This is a genomic window from Leeuwenhoekiella polynyae (assembly GCF_004104075.1).
Classification (GTDB): Bacteria; Bacteroidota; Bacteroidia; order Flavobacteriales; family Flavobacteriaceae; genus Leeuwenhoekiella; species Leeuwenhoekiella polynyae.
Genome location: NZ_QOVK01000008.1, coordinates 84,294 through 102,692, shown reverse-complemented (window position 1 = coordinate 102,692; position 18,399 = coordinate 84,294). Strand labels below are relative to the sequence as shown.

The 18,399-nt window shown below is 35.4% G+C and carries 20 protein-coding genes; 9 read left to right on the top strand and 11 right to left on the bottom strand.

From position 1 onward, the window contains the following. The first annotated feature begins 160 nt into the window (after nt 1-160). Complete coding sequence (gene uvrB / locus DSM02_RS10790; protein WP_128765642.1) at nt 161-2,161, top strand: excinuclease ABC subunit UvrB; 2,001 nt, start codon at nt 161-163, stop codon at nt 2,159-2,161. 1 nt (nt 2,162) lies between these two features. Here the strand turns inward: uvrB and DSM02_RS10785 are convergent, their stop codons facing one another. Beyond that, on the bottom strand, nt 2,163-2,882 hold the full coding sequence (locus DSM02_RS10785; RefSeq protein WP_128765641.1) for a LytR/AlgR family response regulator transcription factor: 720 nt from the start codon (nt 2,880-2,882) through the stop codon (nt 2,163-2,165). Next, nucleotides 2,875-3,777: a sensor histidine kinase gene (locus DSM02_RS10780; RefSeq protein WP_240674034.1), complete on the bottom strand. Its 903-nt coding sequence runs from the start codon at nt 3,775-3,777 to the stop codon at nt 2,875-2,877. Before DSM02_RS10780 ends, DSM02_RS10785 begins: the two co-directional genes overlap by 8 nt. A 343-nt stretch (nt 3,778-4,120) precedes the next feature. Between DSM02_RS10780 and DSM02_RS10775 the strand changes: the two genes are divergently transcribed. Beyond that, nucleotides 4,121-4,462: a MotA/TolQ/ExbB proton channel family protein gene (locus DSM02_RS10775; protein WP_240674033.1), complete on the top strand. Its 342-nt coding sequence runs from the start codon at nt 4,121-4,123 to the stop codon at nt 4,460-4,462. 68 nt (nt 4,463-4,530) lie between these two features. Here the strand turns inward: DSM02_RS10775 and DSM02_RS10770 are convergent, their stop codons facing one another. From DSM02_RS10770 to DSM02_RS10750, 5 genes are all read right to left on the bottom strand, one after another. Continuing rightward, nucleotides 4,531-5,589: a nucleoid-associated protein gene (locus tag DSM02_RS10770; protein WP_128765638.1), complete on the bottom strand. Its 1,059-nt coding sequence runs from the start codon at nt 5,587-5,589 to the stop codon at nt 4,531-4,533. An 83-nt stretch (nt 5,590-5,672) separates the two neighbouring features. Then, on the bottom strand, nt 5,673-6,197 hold the full coding sequence (locus DSM02_RS10765; RefSeq protein ID WP_128765637.1) for an IS1096 element passenger TnpR family protein: 525 nt from the start codon (nt 6,195-6,197) through the stop codon (nt 5,673-5,675). A gap of 33 nt (nt 6,198-6,230) precedes the next feature. Continuing rightward, nucleotides 6,231-7,262, bottom strand: a complete 1,032-nt coding sequence (locus DSM02_RS10760; RefSeq protein ID WP_240674032.1) for a COX15/CtaA family protein — start codon at nt 7,260-7,262, stop codon at nt 6,231-6,233. 46 nt (nt 7,263-7,308) lie between these two features. Beyond that, entirely contained in the window at nt 7,309-8,736 is a 1,428-nt protein-coding gene (locus DSM02_RS10755; RefSeq protein WP_128765635.1) for a CCA tRNA nucleotidyltransferase, read from the bottom strand. Nucleotides 8,737-8,831: 95 nt separating this feature from the next. Beyond that, nucleotides 8,832-9,419, bottom strand: coding sequence for an L-threonylcarbamoyladenylate synthase (locus DSM02_RS10750; protein WP_128765634.1), 588 nt, complete (start codon nt 9,417-9,419; stop codon nt 8,832-8,834). Nucleotides 9,420-9,526: 107 nt separating this feature from the next. Between DSM02_RS10750 and DSM02_RS10745 the strand changes: the two genes are divergently transcribed. Beyond that, nucleotides 9,527-10,300 (top strand): glycosyltransferase family 2 protein, encoded by a 774-nt coding sequence (locus DSM02_RS10745; protein ID WP_128765633.1) that lies wholly within the window; start codon nt 9,527-9,529, stop codon nt 10,298-10,300. Here DSM02_RS10745 and DSM02_RS10740 read toward each other — a convergent pair. Continuing rightward, nucleotides 10,297-11,241, bottom strand: a complete 945-nt coding sequence (locus tag DSM02_RS10740) for a hypothetical protein (protein ID WP_128765632.1) — start codon at nt 11,239-11,241, stop codon at nt 10,297-10,299. The two genes, DSM02_RS10745 and DSM02_RS10740, sit on opposite strands and share 4 nt — an antisense overlap. A 65-nt stretch (nt 11,242-11,306) precedes the next feature. On the opposite strand from DSM02_RS10740, the gene DSM02_RS10735 reads away from it, so the two are divergent. After that, nucleotides 11,307-12,065, top strand: coding sequence for a lipopolysaccharide kinase InaA family protein (locus DSM02_RS10735; RefSeq protein ID WP_128765631.1), 759 nt, complete (start codon nt 11,307-11,309; stop codon nt 12,063-12,065). Between the two features lie 4 nt (nt 12,066-12,069). Here DSM02_RS10735 and DSM02_RS10730 read toward each other — a convergent pair whose 3' ends face one another. Further along, the gene (locus tag DSM02_RS10730; protein ID WP_128765630.1) at nt 12,070-12,825 is read right to left on the bottom strand and encodes a glycosyltransferase family 2 protein; all 756 of its coding nucleotides are present in this window, start codon (nt 12,823-12,825) and stop codon (nt 12,070-12,072) included. A 61-nt stretch (nt 12,826-12,886) separates the two neighbouring features. On the opposite strand from DSM02_RS10730, the gene DSM02_RS10725 reads away from it, so the two are divergent. Then, nucleotides 12,887-13,708, top strand: a complete 822-nt coding sequence (locus DSM02_RS10725; protein WP_128765696.1) for a glycosyltransferase family 2 protein — start codon at nt 12,887-12,889, stop codon at nt 13,706-13,708. Here the strand turns inward: DSM02_RS10725 and DSM02_RS10720 are convergent. After that, nucleotides 13,698-14,756 carry a glycosyltransferase family 9 protein gene (locus DSM02_RS10720; protein ID WP_128765629.1) on the bottom strand — a complete coding sequence of 353 codons (1,059 nt, stop codon included), beginning with the start codon at nt 14,754-14,756 and terminating at the stop codon, nt 13,698-13,700. The two genes, DSM02_RS10725 and DSM02_RS10720, sit on opposite strands and share 11 nt — an antisense overlap. A gap of 12 nt (nt 14,757-14,768) precedes the next feature. Further along, on the bottom strand, nt 14,769-15,584 hold the full coding sequence (locus tag DSM02_RS10715) for a 2,3,4,5-tetrahydropyridine-2,6-dicarboxylate N-succinyltransferase (protein ID WP_128765628.1): 816 nt from the start codon (nt 15,582-15,584) through the stop codon (nt 14,769-14,771). Nucleotides 15,585-15,865: 281 nt separating this feature from the next. Here DSM02_RS10715 and ruvX point away from each other — a divergent pair, with 281 nt between their 5' ends. The 4 genes from ruvX to mazG all read left to right on the top strand — a co-directional run bounded on the left by ruvX (nt 15,866) and on the right by mazG (nt 18,358). Continuing rightward, entirely contained in the window at nt 15,866-16,270 is a 405-nt protein-coding gene (ruvX, locus tag DSM02_RS10710) for a Holliday junction resolvase RuvX (protein ID WP_128765695.1), read from the top strand. A 38-nt stretch (nt 16,271-16,308) separates the two neighbouring features. Beyond that, complete coding sequence (gene def, locus DSM02_RS10705; protein WP_128765627.1) at nt 16,309-16,896, top strand: peptide deformylase; 588 nt, start codon at nt 16,309-16,311, stop codon at nt 16,894-16,896. Between the two features lie 161 nt (nt 16,897-17,057). Continuing rightward, on the top strand, nt 17,058-17,486 hold the full coding sequence (locus tag DSM02_RS10700) for a DUF5606 family protein (protein ID WP_128765626.1): 429 nt from the start codon (nt 17,058-17,060) through the stop codon (nt 17,484-17,486). A gap of 98 nt (nt 17,487-17,584) precedes the next feature. Next, entirely contained in the window at nt 17,585-18,358 is a 774-nt protein-coding gene (gene mazG / locus DSM02_RS10695; protein ID WP_128765625.1) for a nucleoside triphosphate pyrophosphohydrolase, read from the top strand. The last annotated feature ends 41 nt before the right edge of the window (nt 18,359-18,399 follow it).

The following is an 18,399-nucleotide window of genomic DNA, read 5'->3' as shown; positions in this document are numbered from 1 at the left end:
TTCAAAACATTTCATGTTTTATTGGCATCGCCAAAGAGTTCAATACCCTGAGGCTTGCCACCAAATTGAAAATTTGTTTCTAACGAATGCTTTATGGGCTTTCCACGAGGTAGTTTATAAAAAAATAAGAACTCGGAATCAAGTTTAAAACTGCTATACTTTGAAATTTAAGATACAATCAGAATTTAAGCCTACAGGAGATCAGCCATCAGCAATAAATCAGCTGGTGGGCGGTATTGACGCTGGCGAGCGCTACCAGACTTTATTAGGTGTTACGGGTAGTGGTAAAACCTTTACAGTGGCAAATGTCCTACAGGAAGTTCAAAAGCCTACATTGGTTCTGGCGCATAATAAAACATTGGCCGCACAGCTCTACAGTGAGTTTAAGGCTTTTTTTCCTGAGAATGCGGTTGAGTATTTTGTGTCTTATTATGATTATTATCAGCCGGAAGCTTATATCCCAACTTCAGGAACATATATTGAAAAAGATCTTTCAATAAATGAAGAGATCGAAAAATTACGACTGAGTACAACATCCTCGTTACTATCTGGGCGTCGTGATATCATCGTGGTGGCTTCGGTTTCTTGTTTATATGGTATCGGTAATCCGGTGGAATTTCAAAAGAATGTTATTGCTCTAGAGCGAGATATGGTAATTTCTCGAACCCAATTACTGAAACGTCTCGTGCAAAGTTTATACAGTAGAACCACTGCTGAATTCAATCGGGGTAATTTCCGCATAAAAGGGGATACGGTAGATATTTACCCGGGATATGATGATCATGCATTTAGGGTGCATTTTTTTGGTGATGAGATCGAAGAAATTGAAGCTTTTGATGTAACTACAAATGAAATTCTCGAGAAATACGACCGCTTGAATATTTACCCTGCAAATATGTTTGTGACCAGTCCGGATGTACTGCAAGGAGCTATTGATCAGATTGGCTTTGATATGGTAAAGCAGGTAGAATATTTCAAAGAAATTGGCAAACATTTAGAAGCAAAGCGGCTGGAAGAACGAACTAATTTTGATCTGGAAATGATTCGCGAACTTGGCTACTGTAGCGGAATTGAGAACTACTCGCGCTATCTCGACGGGAGAGAGCCGGGAACACGTCCTTTCTGTCTTTTAGATTACTTTCCTGATGATTATTTGATGGTGGTTGATGAAAGTCACGTAACTGTTTCTCAGGTAAGCGCAATGTATGGTGGTGACCGAAGCCGTAAAGAAAATCTTGTAGAATACGGATTTAGGCTTCCCGCAGCGATGGATAACAGACCTTTAAAATTTGAAGAATTTGAAGCCTTACAAAATCAGGTGATTTATGTGAGTGCAACACCGGCAGACTACGAATTGCAAAAATCTGAAGGAACTTACGTTGAGCAAATTATAAGACCTACCGGACTGCTTGACCCAATTGTTGAGGTGCGTCCCAGCTTGAATCAAATAGATGATTTGATTGAAGAAATACAAAAGCGGGTTGAAAAAGATGAACGTACTTTAGTCACTACGCTTACTAAACGTATGGCTGAAGAACTTACTAAATATTTGACGCGTGTAGACATTAGAACGCGGTATATACACTCTGATGTAGATACGCTAGAGCGTGTAGAAATTATGTCTGATTTGCGTAAAGGAATTTTTGATGTTCTCGTAGGTGTAAACCTTCTACGTGAAGGACTGGATTTACCTGAGGTTTCGTTAGTAGCTATCTTAGATGCAGATAAAGAAGGCTTTTTGAGAAGTAACCGTTCTTTAACTCAGACTATTGGTCGCGCTGCACGTAATATAAATGGACTCGCGATTATGTATGCAGATAAAATTACTCGGAGTATGCAAGAGACCATTGATGCGTCAGAATATCGCAGACAAAAGCAAATCGCATATAATGAGAAGCATGGATTAAAACCAATGGCTATAAAGAAATCACTGGATAGTGCTTTAGCTAAGAAGGAAAAATTCAAGTTTGAGGCAGAAGAACTTACCAATATGGCAGCAGAACCCGACACGGCTTATATGAGCAAACCGAAGTTGGAGCAGTTGATACGCGATACCCGTAAGAAGATGGAAACCGCTGCGAAAGAGCTTGATTTTATGGAAGCGGCAAAATTACGCGATCGTATAAAATCATATCAGGAGCAGGTTAAGGAACTGGCTTAAACTACTCGTACTTTGTCAAAAATTTTAAAACGGAATCTCGATAGCTTCGGCTTATGGGTAATGTTTTTGACTTGAGTTCTATATGTTCTGCGGTATAAGCTTTAATTGCCGAAGCAGCGATGATAAAAGAGCGGTGGATGCGTATAAATTGGTTTACGGGTAACTTTGCTTCAAAATTAGAAATCGTTTCTCGGGTAACGTGAGTCTGTGTTTGGGTATGAATTTTAATGTAATCACTCAGACTTTCCACATAAAGAAGTTCGCTAAAATCAATTTTAATCATTTTTCGATCAGAACGTATAAACACAAAGTTGTTGGCGTCTTCCTTTGCAATTATTAATTCTTTTTGTTGTTGCTCAACATCTTGTCCCACACATTTATAAACGGCCTGCAGCAAACGGTCAAATGAAATAGGTTTCAATAAATAATCTACCGCCTGAAGCTCAAACCCCTCTAGAGCATACTCGCGATGCGCTGTTGTAAAAATGAGTTTGATTTCTTTTTGAATAAGTTTTCCTAATGACAAACCTGAAACTTCAGGCATATTGATGTCTAAAAAGATTATGTCAACCGTATTTGTCTTCAAAAAGTAAAGCGCTTCCAATGCATTTTTAAATTCTCCCTCAATGTGTATTAACGCGATATTTTTGAGATGAGTTCTCAGAATTTCGCGCGCAGTGGGCTCGTCATCTACGATTATAGCCTTGAGTTGTTTACTCATGAAGATCGATTTTTAATGCTGCAACAAATCTATTTTTAAATTGCGTTGTTTTTAACTCGTAACGATTTGGGAATAAGAGATCCAGTCGTTTTTTGATATTTTCTAAACCTATACCGTTTTGATGATTTTCTATATTTTCAGTGATCGTGCTGTTTTCAATTCTGAAATTCAGACGTGAATCTGAAACCTCAAAATCGATCCTGATCTTTAGTTTTCCATTTAGAATATTTCCGTGCTTAAAGGCATTTTCAACAAACGGAATAAAAAGCATCGGCGGAATACTGCAATTTTTTTCTATTTCGTCTTTATTGATAATCACGTCTAACGTGTCCTGAAAGCGAATTTGCTCCAGACTGATGTACTCTTCAATATGATCTAATTCTTGTTGAAATGACACTTGCTTTTCTGAAACCTGATACAAAATATAATCAAGCAGATTAGAAAGTTTTAAGATGATTTCTGGGGTTTGAGCAGATTGTTTCAGGGCAAAACCGTAGATGGTATTGAGTGAATTGAATAAAAAATGTGGATGAATTTGTTTCTTGAGATAGCTCAGTTCTTGTTCTTTTATGTGGAGCTGTGTATCTAAAATTTTATTCTCTAAAGCTTTGTTTTGGGTAAGTGTATTGAAGTTGTGATTCAAAATATGAATGAAACTGACAAGACCCACAACCAGATAAATAAGTATGAGAATAAAAACGAGATTTCTACTCATCATTGGTGTGTCTTCAACATTGAGGTTAGAAATAAAAATAAAACTGCCTATCATCGTAACTGTTACGAGAAAAGCAGTAAAAATCACTACATAAACTGAATATAATCCAAAAAGCCAATAGCGTTTTTGAAGTAGGAATTTTGGAATTAAATAGTAAACTGTTGCATATGTTGTAAGCATGGTTAAGGGTAGTAATATACTTGAAAACCAAGTGACATACAGCGTATTATTTGTGTTATAACTAAAGAAATACATATAAAAAAACCAAACACCAATCCATAATAGACAGTGGGATGCAAATAGTTTAGTTTGATTAAATTTGAGTAAATCCATCACTGCAAGATGCTAAAAATTGCTAAATATCAATTGGTTTTTGAGACGAATGACTGTTTAAATTGGGTTTTCTCCAGCGCTGTGCTTATTGTCAAATCCCTTAATAAACACGTTACTGGTCGCAAATAAAAATGAAGAGCTTTTAAAACGAATACTTTTGGAGTGTATTCATTCTTAAAAAAATCAAATTATGTTAGACAGAATCCAAGAAGGAGGTCCTTTTTTTATGTGGCCTATTGTAATTATTTTTATCATTTTAGTAGCCTTGTTTGTTCGACAATTGATAACCAAAGGAGATAAAGCACATACTATTGTTTTACTAAGCAACATCAGTTTATTCATTCTGAGTTGGGGAATTTTAGGAAGTGTGATTGGCTTAATAGAAGCATTTGATGCTATTGATTCTATGCAGAACGTTTCTCAGGGAATGATGGCTGGCGGCCTCAAAGTGGCTTTTTTATGTACTGTGTTTGCACTGGTTACGTTTATTTTCGGTCGCTTGTTTATTCTGATTCTCAATCTCAAAAAGTAATTCTCATTCATCAATCAAAAACGAAAAAGCCGAATCTAATTTTAGATTCGGCTTTTCTATTATTAATTTTAAGATTTTTGTTCTTTATTGAAATAAACCAGATAATAATACATCTGTCTTTCTTCGTCCCATCCTTTTTCTACAAATTTCTCTGCACTTTCCGGATTGACAAAGTCCAGTTTTATCTGAATGTTAGTGTCTAATTCAATTACGCTTTTAATACGTTTACGTGCACCGGTTACCGCGGTATTTGAAATCGGGAATGTGGTAAGATCTTCAATTTTATACTTGGGCGCTTTTTCTATTTTATAATTGTTGAATTCAGGAATGAGCGCAGGATTTTCCATCACCTCATTCATAAAATTTTGCTCTACAAACTCATCATTTTTAGCAAAGTGATTCACAGCACGGTTCATAAACATCACCTCTTCCTTTTTATCTTCTGCAGGTAATACCACATCTTTAGCGAAATCCTGACAGAATTTTAAATACTTCTTGGTGTAGAAATTTTCATCAGCAAGAATATCTACTCCTAAGAAATTTTCTAACCAGTATTTAGTGTCATATCGGTTAGAATCTATAGAAAGAATTTTATAACCGTTTTCAGAATTCTTATTCAAGATCAGACAACCTTTGTCTAATTTATTCAGGTTAACGCCTTGTTCTAATTGCATTTTCAGGTTGCTTTCCCCTTCCTGGAACTGTAAAAAATCTTGTTTTAATTCCGATTTAAAAATTCCAATAGCATCAACCTTTTCATTATCTGCCATTACATTTTCAATATGTGCAACATAAACCTCACCCGGTTTTATATGAGGATGACTAGATTGTTCATAAAGCAATTTTGCAACTTCTATAGAAAGCTCGTGCGATTGAGCAGGATTATTAAAAATTGAAGCAATAAGGTTAGCTAACGAGTGAAACTCCAGATCTGCCTCGTGAACAAATTGATAGTAGTTTTCTTCTTTATCTCTAAAAGGCTTGAAGAAAAACTCTTTGATCAAGGGTGTGATCTCGTCATTGAGTTGGTAACGTTCTTTAGAGAGAAACGCCCCTTCGTTACGACTTTTATTTCCAATACGGTGTATAGAAAGCGACTCTATCTGAGCCGAATATAAGTTGATCATTATTTTGTTGTATTTAGATTTTAAGATTTAGTAGTTAGACTTCTTATGTCTAAAATCTAATATCTATGATCTGAAGTCAATTTTTAGTTCCAGTTTTCGTCAAAGTCGAGGCCATCATAATCTTCAATGTCGTAGTCATCGTCATCATCAGCAAAAGGATCATCCTCATCAAAATCATCTTCATCACCAGAAAAATCAGCTTCAGGAGCTTGAGCGGGAATCTGCCCATGAACGTACATTAAATTAGGATAGGATTTGCCATCTTCAACTTCAGCAATCTCACCAAGTTCTACAAAAAACGTCCACAGATTTAAGAAGTCATAGACATAAATCATACGGGTCTGATCTTCAGAAAGAACTTCTTCAAGGGGCGTTTCAATCATAGTGCGTAAAGGTGTCTGACCTTCTCCCATATCAAAAAGTGCGATCTCTTCGCCCTGACGCCACTCATCGTCACTTATGTAAAATGAAGCCATTTCGGTTCCGTCAAAACCAAAACTCTGCGTGATGCTGTTGTGCAGGTCTTCACAGGTAGCAGTTTGCTCGATCTCGATATCTCTAAAGATATCCTCTTCGGTATCTAAAATGATGCGAAAACGGTAAATCATATTCAAAATTTTTTAAGCGGGTAAAGATACAATTTAGTGTGCAGCTGCCACGGTAGGCTTGGTATTTTCTTTAAAGGCAGTAAGCAAAACATAAAACTGAATGCCGAATAAAACCGAAGCAATTACTAAATGTAGCGGCTGGGTTAAAAACGGAAAATCAAAATAATACATTAAAATACCGGTTAAAATTTCTATGGAAATTAAAACTACGACCCAATTGAAGGTTTTATGACCTAAAACAGATTTTCGATTCTTGTAGAATAACCACATATTTAGTAGAAAAACCACAACTGAAAAAGAGCGATGTAGGTAAAAAGAAACTTCGGGATTCTCAAGCCAAAGTGACTTTGCCGAATAGCCAACCAAATCCACTTGCTCGTCTATATGTTGTCTTACTTGTGTTCCTAAAACAATCTGAATCAGGGTTAGCACAATTGCAACCAGCATTCCTGTTTTAAATGATTTACTGAATTTAAACCTGTTTTTTAGGTTAGATGCTTCATAGAGCATGTAAATAAGCAATGCAACAATGAGCAAAGCAATAACCATATGTATAGAGATACGAATAGGTGATAAAACTGAATAGACCACAGTAGCACCGATCCATCCTTGAAAACCAATCATAAACACGGCAAGTAGCGATAACAAAATGCGTTTGCGATTTCGTTCTTTAAAAATAGCAGCGACTAGCATAACGAGAAAAGCAATACCAGCCAGAGCTCCACAAAGTCTGTTTATATATTCGATCCACGTGTGCCATGGGTTAAATATAGCGTAGTCGTGTTTATCGTAACCATTCCAGTTTTGTGGGTTGAAGGTGTCTGCTGTTGTAAAATCGGTTTTGGCAACGCGTAAGGTTTCTTCAACAATAATAACCTGACCTTTTTCAAAGGACTTTTCTGCTTTCCAGAGGAGTTCACTGGCATCAGTAGGAGGAATGATATAACCAAAACATTTTGGCCAGTCTGGACATCCCATACCGCTACCTGTCATACGAACAACCGCACCGGCAATGATTACCAGATAGATAAGAATGAGCGAGACAAAGATTGATTTTTTATACACCCGATTTGAATTATAATTACATTTCTTAATAATCTTCTTTCTGAAATCAGCCTGCGACTTCAAGCCCCAGATCAGCTCCTTTTTTAAGCATAAATGCGTGAGCAGCTTCGTACTCATTAGGGATTTCACCTTCGAGAATTGCTTCTTTAATCGCTTCTTTAATAATTCCTATCTCACGGGAAGGCTTCAGATTGAAAGTCTCCATAATTTCCTCTCCACTAACCGGCGGTTGAAAATTGCGTAAATGATCGCGTTCTTCAACTTCTCCAATTTTTTGACGAACCGTCTTAAAATTATTGTGATACCTGCGGTATCTCTTAGGGTTTTTCGTCGTAATATCTGCCTCACAAAGCGTCATTAAATCTTCAAGATATTCTCCAGAATCAAATATTAACCTTCGCACTGCGCTATCTGTCACAAAATCCTCAGCGATAACGATAGGGCGTGAACTCATCAAAACCAATTTTTGAACGAATTTCATTTTTTCATTCAACGGCATTTTTAACCTTTTGAAAAGTTTGAATACCATTTTAGAACCTTTAAACTCGTGCCCGTGGAATGTCCATCCTATTTTTTTATCAAAACGCTTAGTAGGAGCTTTACCAATGTCGTGTAATAAAGCAGCCCAACGCAGCCAAAGATCTTCAGTGTTTTCTGAAATATTATCTACAACTTCAAGCGTGTGGTAAAAATTGTCTTTATGCTTCTGACCTTCTTTTTCTTCTATTCCTTTTAAAGCAGTAAGTTCCGGAAGAATGTACTTTAAAAGGCCTGTTTTTTCTAAAAGTAAAAATCCTTTTGACGGCTTTTTACTCAACATTATTTTGTTGAGTTCGTCTACAATGCGTTCATTCGTAATAATCTTGATGCGTTCTTTATTTTCAGAAATGGCGTCTAAAGATTTTCGCTCAATTGTAAAATCCAATTGCGTAGCAAAGCGTATTGCACGCATCATTCTTAAAGGGTCATCACTATAGGTGATATCAGGATTTAAAGGGGTTCTAATAATCTCACGCTCTAAATCAACAAGACCGCTAAAGGGATCAACCAGATTTGCACGAGTAGCTTTGTTAAGACTTAGAGCCAAAGCATTAATAGTAAAATCTCTGCGGTTCTGATCGTCTTCCAGAGTGCCATCTTCTACTACCGGGTTGCGGCTGTTCTCATTGTAGGACTCTTTACGTGCACCTACAAATTCAATTTCGATATCACCATCGCGCAGCATGGCAGTACCATAGGTTTTAAATACCTGAACTTTGGGTTTATGCGGAAGTAATGAAGCTACTTTTTGAGCAAGTTCAATACCGCTTCCTACCGCAACAATATCAATGTCTTTAGCAGCACCTCTTTTAAGTAAAAAATCTCTAACATAACCCCCAATGACGTAGGTTTCAAGGTTTAATTCTTCCGAAGCCTGCGTGATTGTATCAAAGATTTTTGGCTTTAAAGCCTCCGGAAAATGGGGAACTGGCATGTACTCTTATTTACTCGGTAATCGAGATTAATATTTCAGGTCAAAACCCGAATTTAAATATTGACTAATACGATCTTTTGGAATTACCCTTAAGACTATTTGCGTAAAACCTTAACCTGACCATCATTACTCAAGCGTATAATCGTAGAGGATTTGGTCGATTTATGTTTACGCTGCAAATTTACGATATAGTCTACTCCTTCCAAAATAGGTTGGCTTATTTCGGGGAAGCGCATAGGAGTTTTTTCTCCACTGATATTTGCCGAGGTAGAAACCAATGGTTTACCAAGTTTTCTTATCAGAGCCCGGCAGAATTCATCTTGCACAATGCGAATGCCTAAGGTATTGTCTTCAGCGATTAAATTTTCAGCAATTCGTATAGGATCGTCATAAATGATAGTGGTAGGCTGATCTGCGTACTTCAAAATATTATAAGCAACCTCAGGGATTTCTTCAACAAATTGGTTGAGCATTTTCATATCGCTTACCAGACAAATGAGTGCTTTACTTTCCTTACGCTTTTTAAGCGTAAAAATTTTATCTATCGCCTCAGCATTAGTCGCATCACAGCCAATACCCCAAACTGTATCTGTAGGGTAAAGTAGGAGACCACCGCGTTTTAAAACAGCCAGGGACTCATTTACTTCATTAATTATATTCTGATCGTATCTTTTTTTTGCCATTTTACTTAAAGCTTAGAAGCTGCAAAGTTATTCTTTAAAGATTGTTTTTAAAGCTTGTTGATCTCTTAATTCATACTTTAGCAAACCAGAAAACAATAATTTTAATTATGACAGTTGCTTTAATAATACCTACTTATAATTGGTGCCAAGCATTAGAAGTGATTTTTTTAAGTGTATTGAATCAAAGTATTTTTCCTGATGAGATTTTAATAGCTGATGATGGCTCCGATAAGAATACTAAAAAAGTTGTAGAAGAGTTTCGGGAAAAATTTAAAAATAAAGTTTATCATATTTGGCAAGAGGATAAAGGTTTTAGAAAGTCTAAAATCCTTAATAAAGCTTTGGTTGCGACTTCTTGCGATTATATAATTCAAATAGATGGGGACTGTATCTTGCATCCAAATTTTATACAGGATCATATTAAATTTTCTGAACCAAATACATTTCTATACGGGAGCAGAGTTAATATTCAAAAAAGTCAACTAAAGTCTATTTTTGAATCGAAGCAAGTTAAATTTTCTGCTTTTTCTAAAGGGATTAAAAAAAGAACTAGAGCATTACATATACCTTTTTTAAGCTCAAGATACAGACCTTTACCTGACTTATCCTCTAAAATAAGAGGCTGTAATTTTTCGTATTGGCGAGAGGATGCTTTGGCAATTAAAGGTTACGATGAATTTTATACGGGTTGGGGAAGAGAAGATTCTGATTTTGCAGCTCGACTTTTACATAATGGAATAATGAGTAAGCGGATACGATATGCGGGAATTATTTATCATATTTGGCACAGTGAAGCATCTAAAGACAATGTAGATCAGAATTCAGCTTATTTGAATGATGTATTAGAGGAGAAGCGTATATATCCGAAACAAGGAATTTAGCGCTTGAATATTTCTTTTATCCAAGAGTTAATTTCGTACTTCTTAATTATTTCTTCAGGCACAGGATCATAACTGGAATTTATGAACTCTTTCAGTATGACTGGATTCTGCGGATCTACAACCAAAATATTTGAAGGATTATAAAAATCGTAAGTGACTATGTCTGGATTGGTAGTGATTAATTTTTTATTATAACCAAGGGATTCCAATGCTCTAAAACTTAAGCCATTCTGGTCAGATCGTTGAATATCAAGTAAAGCTTTACTTTTTAAAAACCTTTTATGCACTTCAGAAATGCTCAGTTTTTGATTAATGAATGTGACTAAACTTGATTTTCTTTCTTTTTTTGAGAAAATCAAAAACTCATACTCAATATTATTTTGTGTCAAATTTTTAGCAATATTTTTGATGTCTGAAAATCTATTATCAAGGGAGGAGATATTGAAGACCTCAGTGTCTTTTGTATAATTTTTACTTTTATCGACACAGCGAGGAATAAAGTTTGTCAAGAATGTATAACCTTGTTCTTTGCAATCTTTCTTTTCATAAGAAAATACTTCATCAAAATATTTAAGTACAGGTTTTTGCCGCGGCATCTTAGCTAAACTATCAAAAAGAAATGTTTTATACCTGTTTGTAATTGATTTGAGAAAGCGATGTGTCTTTTTAGGCAAATATTGAGGATGAATAATTAGAATCTGATCAAAAGTATCATCTTTAAATTTATTTATAATAGCATTGTGTCTAAAGTCCATTTTTGCATTTCTACCAAAGCCCTTCATTATAAAAGCAGAAAGGTGATGAGCTTTACTTTGATACTTGAAATTCAAGGGGGCTTGTCCTAGATAAAGGATTTCAGCATCTATGTTGTTTTGTAAAAGTACGGGTTTTATCAAATCAATATATCCGAAAATATAGCTAGATATAATTAAAACTTTCATATAGAAGTTGATTGTTTAAAAATTCTAATAGTGATTTAGTTACTTTTGCAATCTAAATTTTCTCAATGAAAATCGTTGTTCACAAATCGGTTAAAAATAGTCTTTTAAAACTAAAGGAGTTTTTCTTCAGTTTTGAAAATATGGGAAGCATTCTAGCAGATGGAAACCGAAATCAAATTAAAGTTTTTGAATTAGAGGGTGAAAAAGTTACCATCAAGGCTTTTAAAGTTCCTAATCTGATAAATAAGATTGCGTATCAGTATTTTAGAAAATCTAAAGCGCAACGCTCCTATGAATATGCGTGCAAATTGCTTGAAAAAGGCATTTTGACTCCGTTTCCTTTAGGTTATGCCATAGAAAACAAAGGTTTACTTTTCGGTAAAAGTTTTTACGCGTGCACGTTGGTTGAAGCAGCTGCAACATACCGTACCCTGGTAAACGATGAAAACTACCCCGATAGATTAGAAATTCTCAGAGCATTTACACGCTTTACCTACGACATGCATCAAAAAGGAATTCACTTTTTAGATCATTCTCCGGGCAACACGCTTATTGTTAAAACTGCAGAAGGATATGATTTTTATTTGGTAGACCTAAATAGAATGGAGTTTAAAGAACTTGATTTTGAAACTCGAATCCAGAATTTTGCACGTTTGACTCCTAAAAAAGAAATGGTTGCAATTATGGCTGAAGAATACGCGCGTGTAGGGGGTTATGATACCATTAAAATTAAAAATGCGATGTGGACGGTAACACAAGATTTTCAAGAGTCTTTTAAGAAAAAACAAGAGTTGAAAAAGAAACTCAAATTCTGGAAAAAATAGCACGCTACTTTTTAGATTTTCTTAAAATCCATAATTTAATATAGCGCATAACTACAGCATATGCCTGTAAATAGCTTATGGTAAAACCGGGCAGACCGTCTCTAAAACCTTGCTGCACCAAGTAATGTTTTATAAAACGCCAAGTAGGCTTAAAGAATAGGTGATAAGGTGTAATACGTCCGGTTTTATAATCGTAGTCCTGAGCCTGCCAATTCGCGTATCGGTTTAACTTAGCGATATATTGATCTACAGATATAAAGCTAAAATGCTCCAGTTTATGTTTTAAAAAGGCGAGATTACCTGAAGTCTCAATCTCCGCGTGAACCCTTTTATCTTCATACTGGCATTGATTTTTTTTGAAAAGTCTAATCACCTTATCATTCTGCCAGCCGCTGTAATTAATATGCTGATTGACAAAATGATTTTTTCTGTACACCCAAAATCCGGTTATAGTTTCAGGTGGATTCTGAAGTATTTCTAGAATTTCTTCTTTTAATTCGACAGTAACACGCTCATCGGCATCTAAAATAAAAACCCAATCGTATTTTGCTTGTGGAATTGCCCAATTTTTCTGAGAAGCTGAATATTCATAATCACGCTGAATAATTGTTACCGGGTATCTCTTTGCTAATTGAATAGTTTCATCAGAACTAAAAGAGTCTACAATTAGTATTTCATCAGCAAATAAAACCGACTTTATCGCAGCTTCAATATGAAGCGCTTCGTTATAAGTAGGTATTATTACGGTGAGTTTTTTCATAAAATGTTTAAAGCTAATTAAAATGTGGATTTAGTTAGAAATTTCTTTTCTTTGATTTATGATGGAGAAACCACAAATCGCAATTATTATAAGCACCTATAATGCCGTAGAATGGTTAAAAAAAACATTATGGGGTTACACAAAGCAGAGTTTTACAGATTTTGAATTGATTATTGCAGATGATGGGTCTGATTATCGGACAAAAGCTTTAATTAATAGCTTATCGTCGCTTTTTAAAAGACCTATCGTACATGTATGGCATGAAGATAACGGGTTTCAAAAATCAGTAATATTAAATAAAGCATTATTAGTTTGCAAAGCAGATTATATCCTAATGTCTGATGGTGATTGTATTCCAGAAAAGGATTTTGTTTTGACACATATCAAATATAGAAAACCTAATTATTTTCTCTCTGGAGGCTATTTTAAATTACCAATGGTAGTTTCTCAGGCCATCACAAGAGAAGATATTGATTCACAAAAATGTTTTGATATTAACTGGTTAAAATCGCAAGGTTTAAAAAGATCTTTAAAGAATAAGAAACTTTCAGCTAAAGGAATCCAATCTAACTTTCTTAACATGATTACTCCTACAAAAGCTAGCTGGAACGGACACAATGCTTCTGGTTGGAAAAGCGATATACTAGCTATAAATGGTTTTGATGAGCGTATGCAGTATGGAGGTCAGGATCGCGAATTGGGAGAACGTTTGAAAAATAAGGGAGTGCAGTCAAAACAAATACGCTATTGTGCAATTTGTGTTCATCTTGATCATGCTCGTGGATATGTAAAAGAAGAAATGCTTAATAATAATGCCCGCATCAGAAAAGAAACAAGAATAATGAAAAAGACTTATACTGATTATGGAATTGTCAAGAAATAGTCTCTAAAAAATGTTTAAATTTTGAACTCAGTAATTGAGGTGTAAATATCTTATATAGAGCATCAACATTTGTTTTGATTTCTTTTGTTTTTTTTGATTGAAATAGTTCAGGTTTAAAATCTTTTATGTGTACAGAAAGGTTTTGATCATCACTAAATAAAGCCCAAGCTTCTTTTGATATCCACGGAGAAAAAATCGCAAAAGTAGATACGTTAAGGGCCTTAGCCATATTTACTGCGCCGCCTTCATTACCTATAAGCGCTTTGCAAAAGGATAAGACAGCGATGAATTTTCTTAAATCTTTAGCGTAAATTTCAGGGAAAATTTTGGCTCTTAACTCTGTAGAGCAATATTCTAAAAATTTATTAACTGATTCTTTTTGGTTGGGGATGTAATTCAGTAGTAATTGAGCTTCAGGGGCTTTTTTAACCATAGTTTCCAACAATTCCGCAAGATATTCTAAAGGATAGGTTTTAGTATCAGAACTACCCAGTAAGCCAATCATAAATATAGGTCTATTGAGGTCTAAATTAGATATAGTTAGAAAAGCTTTAGCCTCGTCAAGTTCCACTTGGCTAAGGTATATTTTTGGTTTAATACTTTCTTTAAAGGTTTCTGGAAAAAGTTCTAATAACTGCAACCTGTTTTCAATAGCTAAACCAGCTTGTGTTTTTGGCTCTTTAAGTGGAGTAACGGTTTGCGAGTAAGCAAAACTAGTATACCATTTTTTGTAGCTTATGGTTTTTGTGTTACTACGCAAACAGATATAAGCAGTTCCTAATTTAGAGTATACATCTAGAATATGAGAGTATTTTTCATTTCTAATGCGGGATGCAAATGCATTAAGGCTAACCGGCTTGCCACTTGTATCAGTATTGTCAAAAATAAATTGATTTATAAACGGATTGTTTTTAACGACTGCAAGGGTATGCGGCTTAATAAGGTAGTGTAATTCAGCTTCAGGGTACTTTTGACGTATGGCCTTAAAAAGGATAGATGACGTTAGAACGTCACCTATCATCTTCTGTTGAATTACTAAAATTTTCATATTCTGTAAATGCTATACTGCAACATCGTACTCACGAAGCGCGTCGTTAAGCGATGTTTTCTTGTTTGTACTTTCTTTACGAGTACCTATGATTAATGCACAAGGAACATTGTATTCTCCGGCTGCAAATTTCTTAGTATAACTGCCAGGAATTACTACAGAGCGGGGAGGTACGATTCCCTTCATTTCTTTAGGTTCATCACCAGTTACATCTATGATTTTAGTAGATGCAGTAAGTACCACATTTGCTCCTAAAACGGCTTCTTTACCTACGCGTACCCCTTCTACAACGATACAACGAGAACCAACAAAAGCATTATCTTCAATAATTACCGGCGCTGCTTGCAGAGGTTCTAAAACACCACCAATTCCTACACCACCACTTAAGTGAACATTTTTACCTATTTGTGCACAACTCCCCACAGTTGCCCAAGTGTCTACCATAGTACCTTCATCTACATAAGCACCTATGTTTACATAGCTTGGCATCAGGATAACACCTTTAGATATAAAAGCTCCATGGCGCGCCACAGCGTGAGGTACAACACGTATTCCTTTATCTTGATAACCTGTTTTAAGAGGCATTTTATCGTGGTACTCAAAAATACCAACTTCTAATTTTTCCATCTTTTGAATAGGAAAATACAGAACAACTGCTTTTTTCACCCATTCGTTAACCTGCCAGTTATCTCCTTTAGGTTCTGCAACGCGCAGCGTACCACCATCTATAAGTTCTATAACTTCACGTATAGCATCTTGAGTTACTTTATCAGAAAGTAGGGAGCGATCTTCCCAGGCTGCTTCGATAAGATTTTTTACTTGTTGCATTTTTAAACTTGTTTTTAGTTGATTAGTTCAATTTTTGCGGCTTCAAATATAGCCTAGCTAATTTTAAAAAACCAAGATACAGGTATTTGTTTTCCTTATTAGAGTAGGATTAAACGTTATGCCAGGAGATAGGGAGTTTCAATAAAGAATCCACATTGCAGGTGAATTTATTTCCCTTAAAGCCTGTGTTTTTATTTTAGACTGAAGACTTGATAATCGAGTAAAAGGAATATCAGGTGTTTAAATTCCCTTTGAATGCCTTATTTTTGCCAAAAAATAAAATGGGGCGTATTCTTGCTTTAGATTTTGGTACAAAACGCACAGGTATTGCGGTGACTGATGAACTGCAGCTTATAGCTTCTGGCCTTACGACTGTAAATACTAAAGAGTTGCTGGCTTTTTTGAAAGATTATTTTACTAAAGAATCTGTCGAACTCATTTTATTAGGTGAACCTAAGCGCTTGAATAATGTCGCTTCAGATGTTGAAGTAGATATAGCAAAATTTCGCGAAAGCTTAGAAAAGATTACCACAATTCCCATTGAGCGTATTGATGAGCGATTTACTTCAAAAATGGCTGCTCAATCAATGTTAGATGGTGGATTGAAAAAGAAGAAGAGAAAAAATAAAGCACTTCTTGATGAGATAAGTGCAACTATAATTCTTCAATCGTATCTGTATAGATAACCTTTTGATCAATTAATAATTACGAAAAGAAGTTTAAAATGATATTACCCATTGTTGCATACGGCGATCCTGTTTTGAGAAAGAAAGCTGCTCCTATAACTCAAGATTATTCCAAGTTAGATGAACTTATAGCTAATATGTTTGAGACTATGTATGGCGCGAGTGGAGTAGGACTTGCTGCTCCTCAAATAGGAAAAGCAATTCGGATTTTTGTGGTTGATGCAACTCCTTTTGCAGATGACGAAGATTTGTCTGAAGAAGAACAAGCACAACTTAAAACATTTAAAAAGGCATTTATAAATCCCGAAATTATCGAGGAAACCGGTGACGAATGGGCTTTTAGTGAAGGTTGTTTAAGTATTCCTGGGATTAACGAGGACGTTTTTAGATGTCCCAATATTAAAATTAAATACCAAGATCAAGATTTTAAAGAACACGTTGAAGAATTTGACGGCTTATTAGCAAGAGTGATTCAGCATGAATATGATCATATAGAAGGGATTTTGTTCACAGATAAATTGAGCAGCCTTAAAAAACGAATTATAAAAAGTAAACTGGCAGGCATCAGTAAAGGAAAAACCAATGCAGACTATCGCATGCGTTTTCCGGATAAAAAAGGACGCTAATAAGAAGTGCTGATTTTTTATTTTGATAATTCAAAAAGAGCCTAGATATTTGCGCCCTTTTAAAATAGAAAGTTTACAAATCCGTTTTAAAAAAGTATCCTGAGGAAAGACCGTAGGGAATTATAAAGAAAATACGTTTAGTTTCGAGTTAAATACAACATATGAGTTTAGATAAAATAGTTTCGATTTCAGGAAAACCCGGTTTATATCATTTAAGAGCGCAAACACGTTCTGGCTTTATCGCAGAGTCTTTAACAGACGGCAAGAAAATACCTGTAGGTTTGAGACATAACGTAAGTGTACTTTCAGAAATTTCTATTTACACTTTAGATGGTGAAGAGCCGTTACGTGAAGTATTTGCTAAGATTTCGACTAAAGAAGACGGTGGTAAAGCGATTGATCACAAGGCCTCTAAAGATGAATTAGAAGCTTACTTTTTTGATGTGCTTCCTAATTTTGACGAGGACCGTGTATATGCGAGTGATATTAAAAAAGTGATACAGTGGTATAATTTGCTTCAGGCAAATGATCTCATAGAAGCGCAAGCCGAAGAGGTTTCAGAAGCGCCAAAAGCAGCTGAAGAAGAATAAAAGCTTCAGCATAAACTAGTTTAAAAATCCTGTGATTCTGTCATGGGATTTTTGTTTTTAGAATAATCCTGAAGCGTATTAATACTTAAATTGCAGCTATGAACACTAGAGAAAACCAGTTACAAGCCATAGACCGTTTACTAACCATAATGGATGAACTGCGGGAGCAATGCCCGTGGGACCGTAAGCAGACGATACAAAGTCTGAGACATCTTACTATTGAGGAAACCTATGAGTTGGGTGATGCCATTTTAGACAACGATTTGGAAGAAGTAAAAAAGGAGTTGGGGGATTTGCTTTTGCATATTGTCTTTTATGCTAAAATAGGAAGCGAAACCGAAGACTTTGATATTGCTGATGTAGCTAACGGAATCTGTGAAAAATTAATTTCCCGGCATCCACATATTTATGGGGATGTATCTGTTGAAAATGAAGATGATGTAAAACGAAACTGGGAAAATCTAAAGCTGAAGGAAGGTAAGAAATCAGTTTTAGAAGGAGTTCCAAAATCTTTACCTGCTCTTGTAAAAGCAAGTCGCATACAAGATAAAGTTACCGGCGTAGGTTTTGACTGGGAAGAACCCGATCAGGTTTTTGAAAAGGTTCAGGAAGAGTTGGGAGAATTGAAAGATGAAATTCACGCACAGGATCAAGAAAAGATAGAGGCTGAATTTGGTGATGTGCTTTTTTCAATGATTAATTATGCACGTTTCTTAAAAGTAGATCCAGAAAGTGCATTAGAGCGTACCAATAAAAAGTTCATCAAGCGGTTTCAATATTTAGAATCAAAAGCTAAAGAGAGTAATAAAGAACTTCGGGATATGACTTTAGGCGAAATGGATGTCTTTTGGGAAGAAGCTAAAAAGCTATAGGATTAAACCATCAATTATTGATGGTTTAATCCTAAATCTCT

What these genes read in the sequence shown, in the direction of transcription:
- DSM02_RS10765 (WP_128765637.1), bottom strand. Translation starts at nt 6,197, where the DNA reads ATGATTTACCGTTTTCGCATCATTTTAGATACCGAAGAGGATATCTTT.
- ruvX (WP_128765695.1), top strand. Translation starts at nt 15,866, where the DNA reads ATGGGGCGTATTCTTGCTTTAGATTTTGGTACAAAACGCACAGGTATT.
- DSM02_RS10745 (WP_128765633.1), top strand. Translation starts at nt 9,527, where the DNA reads ATGACAGTTGCTTTAATAATACCTACTTATAATTGGTGCCAAGCATTA.
- DSM02_RS10720 (WP_128765629.1), bottom strand. Translation starts at nt 14,756, where the DNA reads ATGAAAATTTTAGTAATTCAACAGAAGATGATAGGTGACGTTCTAACG.
- mazG (WP_128765625.1), top strand. Translation starts at nt 17,585, where the DNA reads ATGAACACTAGAGAAAACCAGTTACAAGCCATAGACCGTTTACTAACC.
- DSM02_RS10785 (WP_128765641.1), bottom strand. Translation starts at nt 2,882, where the DNA reads ATGAGTAAACAACTCAAGGCTATAATCGTAGATGACGAGCCCACTGCG.
- DSM02_RS10700 (WP_128765626.1), top strand. Translation starts at nt 17,058, where the DNA reads ATGAGTTTAGATAAAATAGTTTCGATTTCAGGAAAACCCGGTTTATAT.
- DSM02_RS10755 (WP_128765635.1), bottom strand. Translation starts at nt 8,736, where the DNA reads ATGCCAGTTCCCCATTTTCCGGAGGCTTTAAAGCCAAAAATCTTTGAT.
- DSM02_RS10770 (WP_128765638.1), bottom strand. Translation starts at nt 5,589, where the DNA reads ATGATCAACTTATATTCGGCTCAGATAGAGTCGCTTTCTATACACCGT.
- DSM02_RS10730 (WP_128765630.1), bottom strand. Translation starts at nt 12,825, where the DNA reads ATGAAAAAACTCACCGTAATAATACCTACTTATAACGAAGCGCTTCAT.
- DSM02_RS10775 (WP_240674033.1), top strand. Translation starts at nt 4,121, where the DNA reads ATGTTAGACAGAATCCAAGAAGGAGGTCCTTTTTTTATGTGGCCTATT.
- DSM02_RS10750 (WP_128765634.1), bottom strand. Translation starts at nt 9,419, where the DNA reads ATGGCAAAAAAAAGATACGATCAGAATATAATTAATGAAGTAAATGAG.
- DSM02_RS10735 (WP_128765631.1), top strand. Translation starts at nt 11,307, where the DNA reads ATGAAAATCGTTGTTCACAAATCGGTTAAAAATAGTCTTTTAAAACTA.
- DSM02_RS10715 (WP_128765628.1), bottom strand. Translation starts at nt 15,584, where the DNA reads ATGCAACAAGTAAAAAATCTTATCGAAGCAGCCTGGGAAGATCGCTCC.
- DSM02_RS10780 (WP_240674034.1), bottom strand. Translation starts at nt 3,777, where the DNA reads ATGCTTACAACATATGCAACAGTTTACTATTTAATTCCAAAATTCCTA.
- DSM02_RS10725 (WP_128765696.1), top strand. Translation starts at nt 12,887, where the DNA reads ATGGAGAAACCACAAATCGCAATTATTATAAGCACCTATAATGCCGTA.
- DSM02_RS10740 (WP_128765632.1), bottom strand. Translation starts at nt 11,241, where the DNA reads ATGAAAGTTTTAATTATATCTAGCTATATTTTCGGATATATTGATTTG.
- def (WP_128765627.1), top strand. Translation starts at nt 16,309, where the DNA reads ATGATATTACCCATTGTTGCATACGGCGATCCTGTTTTGAGAAAGAAA.